This is a genomic window from Paraflavitalea sp. CAU 1676, assembly GCF_029223285.1.
Lineage (GTDB): Bacteria > Bacteroidota > Bacteroidia > Chitinophagales > Chitinophagaceae > Paraflavitalea.
The window spans coordinates 423,864-442,081 of sequence record NZ_JARHUJ010000009.1; the positions used below are offsets into that span (position 1 = coordinate 423,864).

At 50.4% G+C, this 18,218-nt stretch carries 15 protein-coding genes and 1 tRNA gene; 9 read left to right on the plus strand and 7 right to left on the minus strand.

Annotated features, from left to right (window positions below; genetic code table 11):
- Positions 1-123 precede the first annotated feature (123 nt).
- The gene (locus tag P2H89_RS28695) at positions 124-891 is read right to left on the minus strand and encodes a LytTR family DNA-binding domain-containing protein (protein ID WP_275833666.1); all 768 of its coding nucleotides are present in this window, start codon (positions 889-891) and stop codon (positions 124-126) included.
- Positions 888-1,919: a sensor histidine kinase gene (locus P2H89_RS28700; RefSeq protein ID WP_275833668.1), complete on the minus strand. Its 1,032-nt coding sequence runs from the start codon at positions 1,917-1,919 to the stop codon at positions 888-890. Before P2H89_RS28700 ends, P2H89_RS28695 begins: the two co-directional genes overlap by 4 nt.
- A gap of 523 nt (positions 1,920-2,442) precedes the next feature.
- Here P2H89_RS28700 and P2H89_RS28705 point away from each other — a divergent pair.
- A complete protein-coding gene (locus P2H89_RS28705) occupies positions 2,443-3,777 on the plus strand; it encodes a heparin lyase I family protein (protein ID WP_275833670.1) in 1,335 nt (444 codons plus the stop codon).
- Between the two features lie 91 nt (positions 3,778-3,868).
- Here the strand turns inward: P2H89_RS28705 and P2H89_RS28710 are convergent.
- The 3 genes from P2H89_RS28710 to P2H89_RS28720 form a co-directional block, all read right to left on the minus strand.
- Positions 3,869-3,952 (minus strand) — tRNA-Leu (locus P2H89_RS28710).
- A gap of 104 nt (positions 3,953-4,056) precedes the next feature.
- Positions 4,057-4,986, minus strand: coding sequence for a DMT family transporter (locus P2H89_RS28715; protein ID WP_275833672.1), 930 nt, complete (start codon positions 4,984-4,986; stop codon positions 4,057-4,059).
- A gap of 122 nt (positions 4,987-5,108) precedes the next feature.
- Entirely contained in the window at positions 5,109-5,921 is an 813-nt protein-coding gene (locus P2H89_RS28720; RefSeq protein WP_275833673.1) for a 2,3,4,5-tetrahydropyridine-2,6-dicarboxylate N-succinyltransferase, read from the minus strand.
- Positions 5,922-6,020: 99 nt separating this feature from the next.
- Between P2H89_RS28720 and P2H89_RS28725 the strand changes: the two genes are divergently transcribed.
- From P2H89_RS28725 to miaA, 6 genes are all read left to right on the plus strand, one after another.
- Positions 6,021-7,403 carry a hypothetical protein gene (locus tag P2H89_RS28725; RefSeq protein ID WP_275833676.1) on the plus strand — a complete coding sequence of 461 codons (1,383 nt, stop codon included), beginning with the start codon at positions 6,021-6,023 and terminating at the stop codon, positions 7,401-7,403.
- A gap of 16 nt (positions 7,404-7,419) precedes the next feature.
- Positions 7,420-7,986: an L-threonylcarbamoyladenylate synthase gene (locus P2H89_RS28730; RefSeq protein WP_275833678.1), complete on the plus strand. Its 567-nt coding sequence runs from the start codon at positions 7,420-7,422 to the stop codon at positions 7,984-7,986.
- Positions 7,987-8,029: 43 nt separating this feature from the next.
- Positions 8,030-9,025, plus strand: a complete 996-nt coding sequence (locus P2H89_RS28735; RefSeq protein WP_275833680.1) for a glycosyltransferase family 9 protein — start codon at positions 8,030-8,032, stop codon at positions 9,023-9,025.
- Between the two features lie 128 nt (positions 9,026-9,153).
- Entirely contained in the window at positions 9,154-10,695 is a 1,542-nt protein-coding gene (locus P2H89_RS28740) for an HD domain-containing protein (protein WP_275833682.1), read from the plus strand.
- A gap of 140 nt (positions 10,696-10,835) precedes the next feature.
- On the plus strand, positions 10,836-11,405 hold the full coding sequence (locus P2H89_RS28745) for a hypothetical protein (RefSeq protein ID WP_275833684.1): 570 nt from the start codon (positions 10,836-10,838) through the stop codon (positions 11,403-11,405).
- A 74-nt stretch (positions 11,406-11,479) separates the two neighbouring features.
- Entirely contained in the window at positions 11,480-12,382 is a 903-nt protein-coding gene (gene miaA / locus P2H89_RS28750; RefSeq protein ID WP_275833686.1) for a tRNA (adenosine(37)-N6)-dimethylallyltransferase MiaA, read from the plus strand.
- Positions 12,383-12,715: 333 nt separating this feature from the next.
- Here miaA and P2H89_RS28755 read toward each other — a convergent pair whose 3' ends face one another.
- Positions 12,716-14,293, minus strand: coding sequence for a hypothetical protein (locus P2H89_RS28755; RefSeq protein WP_275833687.1), 1,578 nt, complete (start codon positions 14,291-14,293; stop codon positions 12,716-12,718).
- A 98-nt stretch (positions 14,294-14,391) separates the two neighbouring features.
- Positions 14,392-15,258 carry a hypothetical protein gene (locus P2H89_RS28760; RefSeq protein ID WP_275833689.1) on the minus strand — a complete coding sequence of 289 codons (867 nt, stop codon included), beginning with the start codon at positions 15,256-15,258 and terminating at the stop codon, positions 14,392-14,394.
- A gap of 202 nt (positions 15,259-15,460) precedes the next feature.
- Between P2H89_RS28760 and proS the strand changes: the two genes are divergently transcribed.
- Together proS and P2H89_RS28770 are read left to right on the plus strand one after the other, a co-directional pair.
- Positions 15,461-16,939 carry a proline--tRNA ligase gene (gene proS, locus P2H89_RS28765; RefSeq protein ID WP_275833691.1) on the plus strand — a complete coding sequence of 493 codons (1,479 nt, stop codon included), beginning with the start codon at positions 15,461-15,463 and terminating at the stop codon, positions 16,937-16,939.
- Positions 16,940-17,096: 157 nt separating this feature from the next.
- Positions 17,097-18,209, plus strand: a complete 1,113-nt coding sequence (locus P2H89_RS28770; RefSeq protein ID WP_275833693.1) for a Re/Si-specific NAD(P)(+) transhydrogenase subunit alpha — start codon at positions 17,097-17,099, stop codon at positions 18,207-18,209.
- Positions 18,210-18,218 lie beyond the last annotated feature (9 nt).

An 18,218-nucleotide genomic window follows, 5' to 3' on the forward strand; every position in this document is an offset into this window, starting at 1 on the left:
AATTGAAGTAAGCGCATGAGTGTGCTGGCCGCTCCAAATGATGGAACAGAATACCGGAATGATCTGTCGTACGTCCGAAATAGGGGGTCTATGTTAAATGCGGACCTGCTGTGTGGCAATAAGCTAGTCACCCAGCCATTTCTTGAAGTCACTGGCGCGCAGCCTGCTTACGACAATATCTTCATAGGCGGCTGGAGTTACCTGTACCTTGAGTTTACCGCTTAGCCAGGCCTGTACTTTTTCTACGTGGTTATAGTTAATGATAAACTGCCGGTTGGCCCGGAAGAACTGCCTGCCATCCAGTTCCGATTCTATCTCGTCCAGCGGCTTATCAATGAGCAGGTCTTCGTTGCCGGAAGTTTTGATGAACTGACTTCTGTCTTTGGTGTAGAAGTAAGCTATCTTCTGGGTGGATACCGTTACCATCCGCGACCCTGCCTTGGCCAGGAACCTGTCTTTGTAGGAGGGTTGGTCTGCTATGTTGATCTCTTTGAGCAGTTGAAGCATGTTGGGAGGTAAAACAGCATCCTGCCGGTTATGCAAACGGTGGAACTTCTCCAGCGCGGCTTTTAATTCAGTCTTGTGCAATGGCTTTAACAGGTAATCGATGCTGTTTTGCTTGAAGGCCCGCAGCGCATGTTCCTGGTAGGCTGTAATGAAGATGATGGGAACATCAATTTTCACCTGGTCGAAGATCTCCAGGCTGCGGCCGTCGCCCAGCTCGATATCCATAAATATAAGGTCCAGGTCGGACGATCTTTTCAGGTACGCAATGCTCGACTCCAGGCTGTCCAGTACGCCGGCAATTTCGGCCGAAGGTTCCAGCTCGCTAAGCATTTCCGTTAATCTTTGTGCAGCCATTTGTTCGTCTTCGATGATCAGTACATTCATGTGGAAGCTTTAATGACAGGGAAACTGACGGTAAAATAATGTTGGTCGTTTTCTATTTGAATGGGGGGGAGGGCAAGGAGTTCGAATTTCTTTGTCATGTGTTCGAGTCCCCGGCCTGATCTCGCCACCTGGTATTTGGGCTGGTAATTGTTTCGGACAGTGACCCGTTCCTGGCCCTTATCGAGCCATAGGTTGATATAGAGGGGGTGGGCACGCGTAATGGTATTATGCTTTACCGCATTCTCGATCAGCAACTGGAGGCTTAAGGGAGGCACATCAAAGAGTGCTGCGTCTTCAATGCGGTCTTCGAGGAATAGCCCTTCCGGATAACGGGTCTTCAGTAGCGAAAAATAGATCTTGACGAATTTCAATTCCTCTTCGAGGCTGATGATGTTAGACTGGTTGGCCTCGAGCAGGTAACGGTAAACATAGGCAAGATCTTCGGTAAAGTGGATAGCCCTCTGTTGGTCCCTTTCAATGAGGCCGATCAGGGTATTTAAGGTATTGAACAGGAAGTGAGGTTGGATCTGCACTTTCAGCGAGTCGAATTGCATGTGCAGGTTGAGCTTTTTCAATTCATTGGCTTCCAGTTGGGTGGTCTGCCAGCGCTGTATATAGAAAATGACTTCGTAGCACACTATGGCCAGCAGAATGAAGAGCATAGAAATGCCGGTGAACAGCAGGTAAACCGGAATGTTCATAACCTGAACGCCCCAGATGCGGAGGGATCCTTCAATATAAATGCGTAGAAAGCCAAGGATAAATCCATAGGGTACCAGTATGGCGGCAACGATCGTTCGTTTTTTCACAGCTTCGCTGGCGCTGCCCCAGCGCCGGTGAGCCCAAAGCGCTATCAGGCGTACAGGCTCCCAAACCAGTATCGTAAAAAAGCAGGTAACGATAATGGTCTTGATCAGCAGGTTTTTGACGGGGGCGGCAAAGAACATGTCGAGCATGAAGAAACAGTAAAACAGCAAGCCAAATGCCAGATAGCCATAAGGCCTCACTTTTTTATCGCTGATGAGCACCGTGATTATTTTTGTAAAAGTAGTTTAAGCTATACGAAATGTACGTTCATTCCTACGCATCTAAAACTGGAATTAGGTCATTTCGGCTCCGGTTTTCGACATTTCAGGCCAGGCGGGTGATGGGGGTGTCGACGGGAGGGGGCTGAAGGATTAAAGCAAAACCCGGATGGGGCGCGGGCTGCAAAAAAATGTGAGAAAAAATGAGATTACCTGATACAGCTAATGTGCCTCTCTGCGAGTGCTGGTGCGGGAGAGCCGGTATCTCATGTAAAATTGACATTGTGAGGATCAAGCCGGGTGTAACCCAAGGGCGTATTCGGTAGGAAGGTAATATGGCTACCCCGGTTATGCTTTCCATCAGGCAACACCGTAACGGACAATTCATGTTGTCTTGAGCATACCGGGTAAAGGTGGCCGCTTTGGAGGTAAAGGATAATGGCACTGGTTTTGCTCGCTTGACGGGTCGGCCCCGCATACCATGCGGGGCATTTCTATTTATTAAAGAACATTAAAGTCATGTCCAATGAGCAAAACCAAAACACTACTGCGCCTTGCAGTAATTGTCACTTCGGTCCAATGGATGTCATGCCACAAAAATGATGTAGCCTTTAATCCCGATTCCCCTTTTATCGACGATGTATGCACTGCCCACAGTGCCTTTGACGCCGTGGCTATTGAGTCCATCGCCACAGATGCGGCCTCTTCGTCGCTAAAGGCAGCAGCCCAGCGCATTGAGGCCGAAGATTACGCCAAAATGTTGGGCGTTCAGGTCGAAACATGCAGAGAAGGTGGTAAGAATGTCGGCTATATCTCTGCCGGCGATTGGATGGAGTACCCGGTTAACCTCGCCACGGCCGGCAGCCAGCAGGTGTCTTTCAGGGTGGCGGGACCCGGAGGCAGTTTGCAGATCAGGAAACCAGACGGAACTGTATTGGCTACTGTACAATTGCCGGCAACGCCCGGTGGTCAGGTATATGCCACTGCCAGTGCAACAGTTAACCTGCCCGCAGGAAAGCAAAACCTGCGTATCCAGTCTGTATCAGCCGGATGGAATTTCAACTGGATGGAGTTTGCTGGCGGGGGATCGGCAACGACACCAGGCGGCTCTACTAACACCGGCAATGCTACCGGGAACAATGTAGCGATTATTACTGCCTTCGAAGACGCCATCGATTTCAAGAAATGGGAAAAGGAGGTCTGTCGGTCCGGGTCGTTACAGATCAGCAGCGAAGTGCCTGCCAGGAAAGGGAAATATTCGGCCCGGTTCGAGCTCACTAAAGCCGATATACTCAACTACAAATACTCGCGTGCGGAGATCCGTCAAAAAAGTTTCCCCGAACCTGAAAAATGGTTTGGCTTCAGTAATTACCTGCCAGGCGATTTTGTTACCGATCCGCTCGCAGAAAAGATCGCCCAGTGGCATGACATGCCCGACTGGAACCTGGGCGAAAACTGGCGCTCGCCGCCCGTATCTTTCGGCATCATAAATGGTCGATATTACCTGCACATCATGTGGGCCTCCGCGGCAGTCAACACCAACCTCACCAAGGATGGCGAGAAGAAGGTTGACCTCGGCCCGGTCGACAAAATGAAATGGAACGACTGGGTGTTTCACATCAAATTCTCTTATAAGAGCGATGGCATTCTGGAGGTATGGAAGAATAAGGTGAAAGTATTCAGTCTGTATGGTCCCAATTCATTCAATGATAAAGCTTATCCTTATTTCAAAGTAGGTATTTACAAATGGGGATGGGATGGTTGGGCATCCTATTCACCCGCCAGTAAACGGGTGCTTTACTATGATGAAATAAGAATTGGTAATGCAAATTCCAATCTCAATGCTGTATCGCCTCAGTAGAGTAGAACTTTTTTACTTCCCCGGACCCATCATCAATCTCGTCATAACCTTAAACAAAAAAGCCCCGACTTTCGTCGGGGCCTTTTCAGCGTGCCCAGGACTGGATTCGAACCAGCACACCCTTGCGAGCGCTGCGACCTGAACACAGTGCGTCTACCAATTTCGCCACCTGGGCAGGTTTGTCGTTAGGCTCTTGATCTTTCGATTTTCGAACCGCTGACTTTGTGTTCGGGGGTGCAAATATAGGGTAAATTACATTTTTACAAAAAAAGAAGTTGATTATTTTACGGCAGTCTCTCTTTTCCAGCCAATTAACAACACACCAATGATCACCAATACCGTACCCGCGATCTGCTCCATAAAGATGCTCTCACCCAATATGAAGTAGGCTTGCAGGATCGTCGATACAGGTCCGATACTGGAAATGATGGCCACATTGTTCGATCCGATCTTCTTCATGCCAAGCGATATCAGGAACGATGGGATCACCGTGGCAAAGATGGCCAGCAGCAGTCCGTACATCCACAGGTCAGCCCCCTGCTGCAGGGCACTAAAGCTGCCGGCAATCAGGAAGTGAATAAATATGCCCGCCGTGGCAGCCAGCATCGCATAGGCGGTGAATTTGGTAGCACCCACTTTTGGAATAACATACCCGCTTCCGGCAATGTAGATCGAATAGGTAATTGCACAGAGAAAGATGAGAAAACTCCCAAAGTAGAAATTGGGGTTGTGCGTATCGATCCGCAGTTCACCAAAATAAGCCAGGCCAATACCGATGTAGGTGAGGAGCAGGGCGATCTTCTGCATCCGGTGTATGGGCTGTTTGAAAACAAATGTATTGATCAATACGGCAAACGTAGGGTAGAGGAAGAGGATCAGTCTTTCCAGGCCCGCCGATATATATTGCAGACCCACGAAGTCGAACAGGCTGCTGAGGTAATAACCAAAGAGGCCCAGCACCAGCACATAGGTCCACTGTCGTTTGGTGAGCGGAATATTGTCTTTCTTGCGGCTTACGGCCCAGGCCGCACCTGAATAAAAAGGCAGCGAGAACACCATACGTAAAGTGAGCAGCGTAAGTGCATCTACCGCCACATGGGCAAAAGCCACTTTCACGATGATGGCCTTTGTCGAAAACAGGAGTGAACCCAATAAGGTAATGGCAAACCCGGCCCAGGTGATCGTATGGTTCTTCTTTACGTCTTTCATCAACAAAAAAAGCCCTGGCGGCAAGCAGCAATCACCCGCAACCAGGGCCATTCTTTTATGGTGGTGATAGCAGGCAGTGGGAGTCGGGAGAAGACGTCGGCACTGAACCCTGCTTCAAATCATTATACGCTTACATTGAAATCGCGCAGCGCATCATTGAGGCTTGTCTTGAGATCGGTGCTCGCTTTACGCTGACCGATGATCAGGGCGCAACCTACCTGGTAGTCGCCGGCAGGGAATTTCTTGGTATAAGAACCGGGTATCACTACGCTGCGTGCCGGTACGCGGCCCTTGTATTCAACGGGCTCCGGACCGCTCACGTCGATGATCTTCGTGCTCTTGGTCAGCACCACATTGGCGCCCAGTACCGCTTCTTTCTCTACGATCACGCCTTCCACTACGATACAACGGCTGCCGATAAAACAACCATCCTCAATGATCACCGGAGAGGCCTGCAGGGGCTCCAACACGCCGCCAATACCCACACCGCCACTCAGGTGCACGCCCTTGCCGATCTGTGCGCAGCTGCCCACGGTAGCCCAGGTATCCACCATCGTGCCTTCATCTACATAAGCACCGATGTTTACGTAAGAGGGCATCAACACCACATTGCGCGCGATATAGGCGCCATGGCGTGCAATAGCATGCGGTACAGCCCTTACGCCCAGGTCTTTGTAGTTGCTTTTCAATAACATTTTATCGTAAAACTCGAACGGGCCTACCGTCCAGGTCTGCATTTGCTGAATACCAAAGTATAGCAGGATCGCCTGCTTCACCCATTCATTCACCGTCCAGCCATCGGGGCCGGGGGATGCCACGCGCAGTAAACCCTTATCCACTTCTGCGATGACCGACTTAACCGCCTCGCTATATTTATTATCTTTTAATAATTCCCGGTTGCCCCAGGCTTCTACAATCAATTGCTGTAATTCCATGTTGCCAATTTTTTGCAAACTTACTGAATAGTTAGTCTATTAAATTTCCCGGGAAAATTCCTGTTTTTATTATATTTAGCGGTCCTAAACCTGACAAGTATGCGTTCCCTATTGATCCTGATCCTGTGCTTGCATGCCCTTTCGCTTCATGCCCAAAAGAAGTACACCTTTGAGTCGTATGTTGGGTGGAATGGCGCCGATCAACACCTCTATACCATTTCCTCCAAAGACCAAAAGCAGCACTGCCTCTTCCTCACCAGCAAAGATTCATTGCGCGCCTGGCTTGTAGATACCAACATGCAGCCAACGAAGTCCTGGGCATTCAAACGAAGGCCCGAAGACAAAGTGCTGGGCGCCGTCATGACCGGCAACCTGGTGAGCTTCTTTACGCAAAAGTCTTTTGAGAAAGGGATACATGCTTATTCGTACAATACCCTTACAGGCCATCAGTATAAAAAAGTATTGCCTTTCGATCCGGAAAAAGAAAAAGAAACAGAGCGTGTCAACAGTCCGGGCCATTTCCTTTATGTAACCGCCAGTAGAAGATCGGCCCAAATGACGGTTTACGACATCACCAGCGACAGCACTTATACCACCACCCGCCATACATTCAACAAAGAAGAATGGCAGGGAGATGCCAATCTGTACCGGCGGGTCATGAATGCCGATAAGATGCTTGCTGCCGGCGAGCCGGCCATCGCAAAGGTGCAGAACCCCAACAAACTCTATGTACAGGGCGATACGCTCTACCTTCTGCTCGATGAACCTGGCCAGCCTACCAAAGCATATATATTCGACCTGGCCAATCAAAGAACGGCAGAACGTAATATCCTGCACCAGGTTATCCGGGTGCCGGTGGAAACTGCCGTCTCCGTCAACTCTTACCTGCTGGGTAATAACTTATTTTATGTGCAGGCTACCATCGATACGCTGCAGGTTGAAATTTCCGATATACGATCTGGCGCTGTGCTGCAGCAATACCAGGCAGGCAGCCGAACCAAGCAGATCGTTTTTGGTAACACACCTATTACGCAGGAAGGGGGCGCTGTCCTGGGCGCCAATGACAGCCGGGAGCTCGGTAAAACAAAACAACTGTTGCGCAAGATGGTCAATGGCAAAGCCGTTATCATGGCCCTGCATCAGCACGGCCGCATCATTATGACCATCGCTTCTTACGCTACCGCATCATATGTTCATAACCATGGCTCCTTTGGGGGCACTGGCTCAATGATGTTCATGGGTGGGTTTTCCAGCAATTCCTGGACGGTCTCTGCAAAATTCCGGTCGCTGCTGCAGGATAATACACTTACTCATATCCAGGGCGAACCCGGTGGTATCGTCAATGACTGGGCCGACACGTATCCCGATTATCAGGCCTTCGACGTTTCTGCCGCTGCCGAGAACCTCATCATGAGCGGTAACAAATACTACTATGCCTGTTATGATAAAAAAGACAATAAGTTGGTCATAGCCGCCTTTTAGCCGCTACATTTGCAGCATGGATTTTAATACTGATGTGGAAAATGGCCTGGCAGTGCTGCAGCGCGGTGGGTTGATCCTGTATCCTACCGATACCATCTGGGGCATTGGTTGCGATGCCACCAATGCCGACGCCGTTCGCAGGATATACGAGTTGAAGCAACGGCCCGAAACCAAGAGCATGATCGTGCTGCTGGCCGATGAGCGCGACCTCCTGCAATATGTAGCCAACCCCGACCTGGCCGTTTTCGATTACCTCGAAGGGGTAACGAAACCCACTACTGTTATTTATGAGGGGGCGATCGGATTGGCCGATAACCTCGTCAACCAGGATGGATCCATTGCGATCCGCATCGTACAGGAAACTTATTGTAAACACCTCATCAAACGCCTGCGCAGGCCCATCGTGTCTACCTCGGCCAATATCAGCGGAGAACCTTCCCCCCGCACATTTGCCGAAATACCGGAAGCCATCAAAGAACAGGTCGATTATGTGGTGCGACATAGGCGTGACGATACAGCCATTGCAGCTCCTTCGGCCATTGTGCGCTGGGAGCGCGGGCAGGTAACTGTCATAAGGCCATAACTGCAGAAACAAGGGATGATAACAACAAAATAGCGAACCACCCGTGCAATTGCTCGTCATTCAAACCGCCTTTATCGGAGATGTTGTACTGGCCACCGGTATCATCGAAAAGCTGCACCGCCAGTATCCACAGGCGCAGATCGATTTTATGGTGCGCAAAGGCAATGAAGGCCTGGTGAAAAATCATCCCTATCTACGGGAAGTACTGATATGGGAGAAAAAATCCGGAAAAAAGTACAAGAGCCTTTGGGATCTTCTGCAGCGCGTACGGGCTAAGCAGTACGATAAGATCATCAACATACAACGTTTCGCCGCTACAGGATTGATCACGGCCCTTTCAGGCGCTAAAGAGACCATCGGCTTCGATAAAAATCCTTTCAGCAGGTTCTTTACCAAAAGGATAAAACATGTCATCAGCGATGGTACCCATACCCTGCACGAAATAGAGCGGAACGATGAACTGATCAGCGATTTCACCAGTGGCCCTCCCGAAAGACCCCGTCTGTATCCTTCGCCAGCCGATGAAGAAGTGGTAAAGGGATATCAGCAATTGCCTTATATCACCATCTCTCCGGCATCAGTATGGTTCACCAAGCAGTACCCTGCTGATAAATGGGTCGCTTTTTTGCGCCAGCTAACACCGGCCTATACAGTATACCTGCTGGGTGGCCCCGGCGATGCCGACCTGGCTGCTAACATACAGCAAGGAGCGCCCCACCTCAAGGTGCTAAGCCTTTGCGGCAAGCTCAACTTCCTGCAATCAACCGCCCTGATGAAGCAGGCGGTCATGAATTACGTCAACGACTCTGCGCCCATGCATTTCGCTTCATCGGTCAATGCACCGGTCACCGCCGTGTATTGCTCCACGCTGCCTTCGTTTGGATTTGGACCCTTGTCCGACAAACAATTCATCGTAGAAGTGAAAGAACCTTTGCCCTGCCGCCCCTGTGGCTTGCATGGCCGCAAAACCTGTCCGCTCGGCCACTTCAAATGTGCTCACAACATACAGGAAGCCCAATTGCTGGCCAGCCTTGCCTAGGAGGTACGATGGTGCAATTTAATGTCGGCCTTCGGGTATAATACGATTGGCGCACCCTGCGCTACAAATACTTCCTTTCTTTTGCAAAGGCAGTTTTCCGCTTGTTCCATCTTGCTTACATTTGCCGAATGGATATCCGGTGTACCGATAAGGAATTGTTTGTGTTCAATAAGATCGCACATGCTGCGGCCGATCTCGGCGTGGAAGCATGGGTTATCGGCGGCTTTGTGCGTGATAAATTGATAGGTCGTAATACGAAGGATGCCGATATCGTTTGTGTAGGCGATGGAATTGAACTGGCCCACCGGGTAGCTGACCGGTTCAACCCGCGTCCGCCGGTAGCCTTCTTCAAAACCTATGGTACCGCGCAGATCAAACTAAAACACTTCTACAAGAAAGAAGATGCGGTACATGCCGGCGAACATGCCGTAAAGGAGCATGTTCATACGCAGGACGAGGTGGAGGCAATGGCAGAGCCAATGCCGGTGGAAATGAAAGACGAATCGGCTTTCGAAATAGAATTTGTGGGAGCCCGCAAGGAAAGTTACCGCTATCATAGCCGCAACCCCGAGGTAATGCCTGGCACCATCAAAGACGACCAGGACCGGCGCGACTTCACCATCAATGCCATGGCCATCAGCCTTAACAAGGCCGACTATGGCAAACTGATAGACCCCTTCAACGGCCTGGCCGATCTGGAAAGTAAACTCATTCGCACCCCGCTCGATCCGTTAACCACCTTCAGCGATGATCCGTTGCGCATGATGCGGGCCGTCCGATTCGCCTCACAGCTCGGGTATACGATCCATCCACCCGTATTCCAGGCCATCAAAGACAATGTGGAGCGCATACGCATCATTTCCCAGGAAAGGATTACCGACGAGTTGAATAAAATTCTGTTAAGTCCGCGTCCTTCAGTAGGGCTCGATCTGTTGTACAAAAGCGGTTTGCTGCACATCATCTTTCCGCAAATGATTGATCTGGTTGGAGCGGAATATGTTGATGGAATGGGGCATAAAGATAATTTCTACCACACCCTGCAGGTAGTCGATAATATCAGCCAGCACACGCACGATCTGTGGTTGCGTTGGGCAGCATTATTGCATGATATCGGCAAGCCGCCTACCAAGAAATTCGAAGGCGGTCACGGGTGGACCTTCCACGGCCATGAGGTCGTTGGTGGCCGTATGGTACCCCGCATTTTCACCAGGCTTAAATTACCGCAGAATGAAAAGATGCGGTTCGTACGTAAACTCGTCGAATTGCATTTACGCCCCATCAGCCTTACCAAGGAGGATATCACCGATTCAGCTATCCGCCGATTGCTGTTCGATGCCGGCGATGATATCGATGCACTCATGTTGCTGTGCAGTGCCGATATTACGTCCAAAAACAAGCAGAAAGTAAAACGCTATCTCGAAAATTTCGAATTGGTAAAGGAACGCTTGCACGAAGTGGAAGAGAAAGATCGCATCCGCAACTGGCAGCCTCCCATCACCGGCGAAATGATCATGGAAATATTTGGCCTCTCACCCTGCAGGCAGGTGGGAGATATCAAGAACGCCATCCGGGAAGCGATCCTGGATGGAAAAATTGATAACAACTACGATGCCGCTTACGATTTTATGATGAAAATTGCTGTGGAAATGGGCCTCAAACCAATCGTATAATTACCAGGCGCTAAAAGGGTTGCTGGTATGATAGTTGTGCGAAGAAAAGAGTTTAGAGGAATTATATTACTTTTGGAGCAATAACAGCTGGCATAAGTCTTCACAACTGCTGGACCAAAACCCAAAAACACGAAACAACTATGGCTGTACTGAAATTCAGGATATATTTTGAAGAAGACGATAGCATCTACCGTGATGTGGCCGTAAAGCATACCCAATCGTTTTTACAGCTGCACCAGATCATTCTGAAAGCCTACGAGTTCGATAATAAACACCAGGCTACCTTCTTCCGCAGCAACGACCACTGGCAGCGCGGAAGGGAAATATCGCTGGCCAAATACGATAAGGCGTACAAAGTAACGCCACTCCTGATGGAGGAAACGACCATTGGCTCCGAGATCCGCGATCCCAACCAAAAGTTCATCTACAATTACGATTTTGTAAAGGGATGGAGCTTCCTGGTGGAGTTGATCAATGTGTCGAAAGAAGAGAACGCCAAACTCGACTATCCGGTGGTAGCAAAAACCGAAGGTATTGCACCATCACAATATGGCACCAAAGGCCTGGTAGGCGATAAGCTCACTGAAGTGGAGGAGAAATACGATCTCAAGGCCGGCGCCGAAGGATTCGGAACCGAAGGGGATGATGATGAAGATGGACTCGGGCTGGGTGAAGAAGCCGACGAAGAAGGCAAGGACGAAGAAATTTAACATAGAACCGCAACCTATTGGGGGAGGTGATGTCCAGCAGCGGAGATCACCTCCCTTTTTGTTAACAGGATAAGATGCAGCCAACCTGTATAGTAATTGTAGGACCCACCGCCGTTGGAAAAACGGCCCTGGCTATCCGCGTAGCAGAACAGTTTCAGACATCGGTCATCTCCGCCGATTCGAGGCAGTGTTTCCGCGAAATGAGCATCGGGGTAGCCAAACCTTCGACCGAAGAACTGGCGCGCGTGCACCATTACTTTATCAATTCACATTCCATACAGCAGGAGGTCAATGCCGCCGTGTTCGAACAATATGCGCTACAGTCCGTTAACCAAATATTCGCGCATCGCCCCGTAGCCGTTATGACGGGTGGCACAGGATTATATGTAAAAGCATTTTGTGAAGGGCTCGATGATATACCGCCCGTATCGCTGGAGGTTCGTGAACAGATCAGCCGGCAGTATGAACAGCAGGGCCTCTCCTGGTTGCAACAGCAGGTAGCGCAGCTCGACCCGGTGTATTACAGTACCGGCGAAATACACAACCCTCAGCGGCTCATCCGGGCCCTCGAAGTGAAAATGGCCACCGGGCAGTCCATCCGGACCTATCAGCAGGGTAATAAGGCAACACGCCCCTTCAAGATTGTTAAAATTGGACTCGACCTCCCCCGTCCCTTGCTCTATGAAAATATTAACCGGCGGGTGGAGATCATGATGGCGCAGGGTTTGCAGGAAGAGGTACGATCCTTGCTTCCCTGGAAGCACCTGAACGCACTTCAAACCGTGGGATACAACGAGTTGTTTGATTATTTCGGGGGCCAAAAAAGCCTTCCGGAGGCCGTGGAAGCCATAAAAACCAATACCCGGCATTATGCCAAGCGGCAATTGACCTGGTTTAAGAAAGATGTTGAAACACAATGGTTTTCGCCAAATAATGAACAGGATGTCCAGGAATTTTGTGCGGCAGCGACGCGCTGAATGGAGAGGAAAGTTGCATCATTGGGCAGATAATTAGCATGGGTAAGGTCAACTACTTAGCGAAAGGTAAATTTTGTTAATATTATGACCAGATGATGAATTGGATGTGAAATTATTCTAATAAGATATCCGACTTTTGTAATGCCAAACAACCAGCCGGGAGCGAATCCCGGCAATCCGTAGAGATCCCCTATGAGGGCTTTTAAAGTGAAGGGTTAAGGTTTTTAAAAGAACCTTGAAAACAAACCCCGCCTTTTCAGGCGGGGTTTTATTATGGTAATCCACTAAGTAAAAAATGAGTTTGCGCATCACGCGCATAGGCGGTACAGGCTATTATAACTTGAAGCCCACCGTGAGCATGATATTGCTGGTTTGATCTTTAATGGTAGCGTAGGTGTTTGCACGGGGAGCATCTACGCGGTAGGGGAAATCGCTGTCTTTGCTAAGCGCACGCACATAAGTAAGGTCGATCCACATACCCCGGTCGCGGTAACCCAAGCCGCCGCTCACGTTCATCTTATTCGCTTTGAGTTCGCTGTCTTTGTAGGGATTGCCGTAGTAAGCAAAACCAAGGCGGGTCATGATGGTATTGAACTTCAGTTCACCACCCACCCGGAAGTTGATAGCGCCTTTGTATAGTTCCTTTACGGCATCGCTTACCTGCTTGTAGTATTCTGCTTCTCCATTGTCTTCGGCTTCTTTGAATTTGGAGCTGCCATACGTTACATATTCAATATCGGCAGAAATAAAACCACGCTGGGCCGATACATCTTCCACTTCGTGCAACACGTAAGAGCCGCTCAGCATAAACTTCCAGGGCGAAACCATGTCATACTTATAAGTAGGGTCGCTGCCATTCTGGAACACGGCCGAGCGTACACTGTCAACCCCTTTACCGGCGCCAAACAGGTTCTCGACATCGGTCACCATTTTCAGGCTGGTCTGTTCTTTCAGGGCATAAAGGCTTGGCGTATGCACCGCCACACCCAGTCTCAGCCTGTTGATGGGTTTAAAGATCAAACCCAGTTTGGCATTGAAACCAACTCCCTTCGAGGTATACTCTTCCTCAACCCTTGAGTAATTGAAGTCATTGAGATCGGTCAGCGGGTCCGATTCAGTGAAAGTGCTGTTGCGAACATAATTCACGATGGGGATGCCCACGCTCATGCCCAGGAACAGCTTGTCGTCCATATTCGAAGCAAAGCCCAGGGCGATCTCGGTAATGCCTCCCTTGGTGGTTACCTGCTTTTCCTGGTTCACTACACCCAGGTCTTCGGCCCTCGAAAATACCGTGCTGCCACTGGCTGTACTGTCAATGTCGACGAGATAAGTATAGAGGGCCATTTTGGTCTGCAGCGATATGGAATTATCGTTGAGTGCATCGTTAATGATATCCTTATTATAGCGGCCTGGATTCTGGTTCTTGGCATTCACATAAAAGTTATAGAACTCATTGGCCAAAGGCTCTGTAAAGGAACTGTAATCGTTGGTGCCCTTGTAATAGGTGCTGCCGGCAAAATTGGCCACCCGGTTTACGCCTATGCTGAAGGCCTTGCTGCTCCAGCGGCTGTAAGGATCGCTGTAGCCGAAAACCAGGCCCGAAGCACCGAGGTTGAAGCGGGTGAGGTTATCGGACTTCACATCCGTACCGCGAAAACTTCCTTTGGCGCTGGCCAGGGTGAGTCCGGGACTCAATACCAGCTCGCTCGTTTTATAGAAACCCAGGCCTGCGGGGTTTACCCACAGGTTGGTGATCTCGCCACCCAGGGCGCCTACAGCGCCGCCAATCGCCATACTACGGGCCGATCCCGAAGGAACATTCCAACTCATGCGCAACGCATCCTCGGGAGTCTGGGCCACCGCCTGCTGCCCGGCAAACAAGGCGGCGATGAGGTAAATTTTTCTGTTCATGTGTGTCAATTCAAATTGATCGGGGGAAGTATAAAAAAAGAGGAATCAAAATTCAAGACATCTTAAATCCTGTTTCCTCTCATGAATATTTTCAAATATTAGTTGCCACCGCGTGAAGGCCTGCTAACACCACCACCGCCGCCGCCACTGCTTCCGCTACTTCCACTACTGCTGCTGCCACTGCTACTGCTGCTTCTTGAAGAGCTGCTGGAAGAAGAGGGGGTATAGCTACGGCTCGATGAATTGTCGCTCGAGGGCGTATAGGTACGCGTCGGACGATCGCTCGACCCCGGTGTGTAGTAAGTTCCTCTGCCGGATCCCGAATTGCTGTTGCCATTCGAGAACACTTTCCTGATGCTGCTGCCCAGGCTATTGGTGCTGCGCGTATTCGCATTGTTGTAGCTGGGTGCACCCGTCGAGAACATGCCTGTTTTCGAAGCGCTCAGTGCGCGGTTGCTGTTGTTGTAATTGGTGTTGGTATACCGGCTCAGGTTGAAATCTCGCACTTTGCTATACACCTGCTGGTTGCCCTTGGGGTTCACGATAATGATACCGGGACAATACGGGTTGTAATAGCTGTTCCAGGCGTAATACTGGTTGAAGTAGAAGTTGAAATTGTTGTAATAGTACGGGTTGTAGCCGGCGCCGTAGCCGTAGGAGAGCGGACTGTAATTCCAGCTGTTGTAGCGCCAGTCATTCCAGTCATAATCGTCAAAAGCGCTCCAGCGATAACGGTCGCGCACCCGCATCCGCAGCCAACGATCGTCGTACGAGTAACTGTCGTTGTAATTGTCGGCGCGGTAGTAACCGTCACGCTTGTTTTCCGTTTCCACATAAGCGGCACCGCCGCCACGGGCAGGCGAATAGTACACGTCATCCGGTGTCTTGGTTTCGCCGTGCCTGTACACACCGCAACTGGTAAAAACAGTTACTGCAAGTGCAGTGAAAAGTAGAAGTCGGGACATGATTAGGGCTATTTTAATGATTTACGATGTGAAGTTGCTACTTTTGCGTTCTTTCAGAATAAAATTACAATAAAAAGGCGGCTGGGACCATTAAAAAATGCAGCCGGATTGTTAAAGTTGACCATGAAAATCAGCCAGAAAGCCTTGATTTTTGTCGTTCAAACACATTCCTGTCCCGACCGGGCGCTATAACACAAACAAAATGAGCAAAGAGATCACCAGCAGAAGTGCCGACTATGCGCAATGGTACAACGACCTCGTCATAAAAGGCGGCCTGGCCGATTATTCGGCTGTACGCGGATGTATGGTAATAAAACCATATGGATACACCCTCTGGGAAAACATGCGCGACGCCCTCGATAAAATGTTCAAGGATACTGGCCACGTCAACGCTTATTTCCCGCTCTTTGTACCCAAAAGCCTTTTTGAAGCTGAAGAAAAGAACGCCGAGGGCTTTGCCAAGGAATGCGCCGTGGTAACCCACTACCGGTTGAAGTCCGATCCCAATAAAAAAGGCGGCCTCATGGTCGATCCCGAGGCTAAGCTCGAAGAAGAACTCGTGGTGCGCCCTACCAGCGAAGCCATCATCTGGAATACGTATAAGAACTGGATACAGTCGTACCGCGACCTGCCCATCCTCATCAATCAGTGGGCCAACGTAGTGCGCTGGGAAATGCGTACCCGCCTCTTCCTGCGTACTGCGGAGTTCCTTTGGCAGGAAGGCCACACCGCCCACGCTACGGCCCAGGAAGCCATTGCCGAAGCAGAACAAATGCTGCACGTATATGCCGATTTCGTGGAGAACTGGATGGCATTGCCCGTGATAAAAGGCCTGAAGTCGGAGAGCGAGCGATTCGCCGGTGCGGTTGAAACGTATTGTATCGAGGCCCTCATGCAGGATGGAAAAGCCCTGCAGGCCGGTACTTCGCACTTCCTCGGACAAAATTTTGCCAAAGCATTCGACGTAAAATTCTCCGACAAGACCAATAAGCTCGATTATGTATGGGCCACCAGCTGGGGCGTATCTACCCGCCTCATCGGTGCACTCGTAATGGCGCACAGCGACGACGAAGGGCTCATTCTGCCGCCTAAAATTGCCCCCTTCCAGGTGGTGATTGTTCCCATCTACAAGGGCGAAGACAGCAAAGCGCCCATCGATGCCAGGGTAACGGCCCTCATGGCCGAACTCAAGGCCGCCGGTGTACGGGTTAAATACGATAACAACGACAATACCCGCCCGGGCTGGAAGTTTGCCGAGCATGAGATGAAGGGAGTGCCGGTGCGTATCGCCCTGGGTGCCCGCGATCTCGAAAACAATGTGGTGGAACTGGCCCGCCGCGATACCCGCGAAAAAACAACCGTATCGCTCGACGGACTGGCTAACCATATCGTAAACCTGCTCACCGAAATTCAGCAGGCTATATACAACAAGGCCCTCAACTTCCGCAACGAGAACATCACGAAAGTGAACAGCTGGGATGAGTTCACGAAAGTGCTGAATGAGAAAGGTGGCTTTATCTCGGCACATTGGGATGGCACAGCCGAAACCGAAGAGAAGATCAAGGAGCAAACCAAGGCTACCATTCGTTGCATCCCGCTCGATGGCGAAAAGGAAGAAGGCGTTTGCGTGTTTAGCGGAAAGCCCAGCAAGCAACGGGTGTTCTTCGCGCAGGCTTATTAAGAAACGGATAAGAAATAGCGCACAACGATAAACTGGTCAGGGTGATCCCCACAGGATACCTCGGCCAGTTTTTTTATGCCCGCACAATAAAATACTCATCAATACTTTACATACCCGAAGCCGATTTTTCCTTACCTTGAAAGAACAAACAATGGGTATGACGATCGGAATTTTAAAAGAATCATCAGCCGAAACACGCGTATCCCTGCTGCCCGAAGCGGTAGCAACGCTTACCAAAAAAGGCATTACGGTATTGGTAGAGCAGGGGGCAGGAGAAAAAGCCTGGAGCAACGATCAGGAATATACCAAAGCCGGCGCCGGCATCAAAACACGGCAGGAGGTGTTGAATGCAGCCGATATCCTGCTATCCATCCACCAGCTCACCGACACCCATCCACTTTCCTCGAAAATATTGATAGGTGTTTACCAGCCTTTGTTCCATCCCGGCCTCATGCAGGACTGGGCCCGTCAGCAACTTACTACCTTCAGTCTCGATATGTTGCCCCGCACAACGCGGGCGCAGAGCATGGATGTGCTCAGTTCGCAGGCCAATATAGCCGGCTACAAAGCCGTGTTGCAAGCTGCTAATCACTATGGCCGTTATTTTCCCATGTTCATGACAGCCGCCGGTAGCATCGCTCCGGCCAAAATACTCATCCTCGGAGCAGGGGTGGCAGGCCTCCAGGCCGTTGCCACCGCACGCCGTCTCGGCGCCGTTGTGGAGGTCTTCGATACGAGGCCTGCAGTTAAAGAAGAGGTGATGAGCCTGGGAGCTAAATTTGTAGAAGTGGAAGGAGCGGCCGATGCCTCCAAAGCCGGTGGATATGCCGTAGAGCAAAGCGAAGACTACAAACAAAAGCAACAGCAAAAGATAGCCGAAAGTGCTGCTAAAGCCGATATCATCGTCACTACGGCGCAGATACCTGGCAAAAAAGCACCGATACTGATCACCGAATCTATGATTGGCGCCATGCGTAACGGATCGGTCATCGTCGACCTGGCAGCAGCCACCGGCGGCAATACACCGTATACAAAGAACAATGAAACGGTAACGGTCAACGGCGTGCGCATCATTGGCGATAGCAACCTGCCTGCCACCATGCCTGCCGATGCCAGTAAGCTCTACGGTAAAAATATCCTGAATTTCCTGCAGCTCATTATCAATAAAGAAGGGGCCATCCACCTCAACTGGGAAGATGACCTCGTGAAGGGCGCCTGCATCACGCATGGCGGCAACGTGGTCAACGACCGGGTAAAAGGCACAGCATAACAATTAACT

Excerpts from the sequence above, each read along its gene's own strand:
- P2H89_RS28695 (WP_275833666.1), bottom strand. The coding sequence starts at position 891 with ATGAATGTACTGATCATCGAAGACGAACAAATGGCTGCACAAAGATTA.
- P2H89_RS28705 (WP_275833670.1), top strand. The coding sequence starts at position 2,443 with ATGAGCAAAACCAAAACACTACTGCGCCTTGCAGTAATTGTCACTTCG.
- P2H89_RS28715 (WP_275833672.1), bottom strand. The coding sequence starts at position 4,986 with ATGAAAGACGTAAAGAAGAACCATACGATCACCTGGGCCGGGTTTGCC.
- P2H89_RS28720 (WP_275833673.1), bottom strand. The coding sequence starts at position 5,921 with ATGGAATTACAGCAATTGATTGTAGAAGCCTGGGGCAACCGGGAATTA.
- P2H89_RS28725 (WP_275833676.1), top strand. The coding sequence starts at position 6,021 with ATGCGTTCCCTATTGATCCTGATCCTGTGCTTGCATGCCCTTTCGCTT.
- P2H89_RS28730 (WP_275833678.1), top strand. The coding sequence starts at position 7,420 with ATGGATTTTAATACTGATGTGGAAAATGGCCTGGCAGTGCTGCAGCGC.
- P2H89_RS28740 (WP_275833682.1), top strand. The coding sequence starts at position 9,154 with ATGGATATCCGGTGTACCGATAAGGAATTGTTTGTGTTCAATAAGATC.
- P2H89_RS28745 (WP_275833684.1), top strand. The coding sequence starts at position 10,836 with ATGGCTGTACTGAAATTCAGGATATATTTTGAAGAAGACGATAGCATC.
- miaA (WP_275833686.1), top strand. The coding sequence starts at position 11,480 with ATGCAGCCAACCTGTATAGTAATTGTAGGACCCACCGCCGTTGGAAAA.
- P2H89_RS28755 (WP_275833687.1), bottom strand. The coding sequence starts at position 14,293 with ATGAACAGAAAAATTTACCTCATCGCCGCCTTGTTTGCCGGGCAGCAG.
- P2H89_RS28760 (WP_275833689.1), bottom strand. The coding sequence starts at position 15,258 with ATGTCCCGACTTCTACTTTTCACTGCACTTGCAGTAACTGTTTTTACC.
- proS (WP_275833691.1), top strand. The coding sequence starts at position 15,461 with ATGAGCAAAGAGATCACCAGCAGAAGTGCCGACTATGCGCAATGGTAC.
- P2H89_RS28770 (WP_275833693.1), top strand. The coding sequence starts at position 17,097 with ATGACGATCGGAATTTTAAAAGAATCATCAGCCGAAACACGCGTATCC.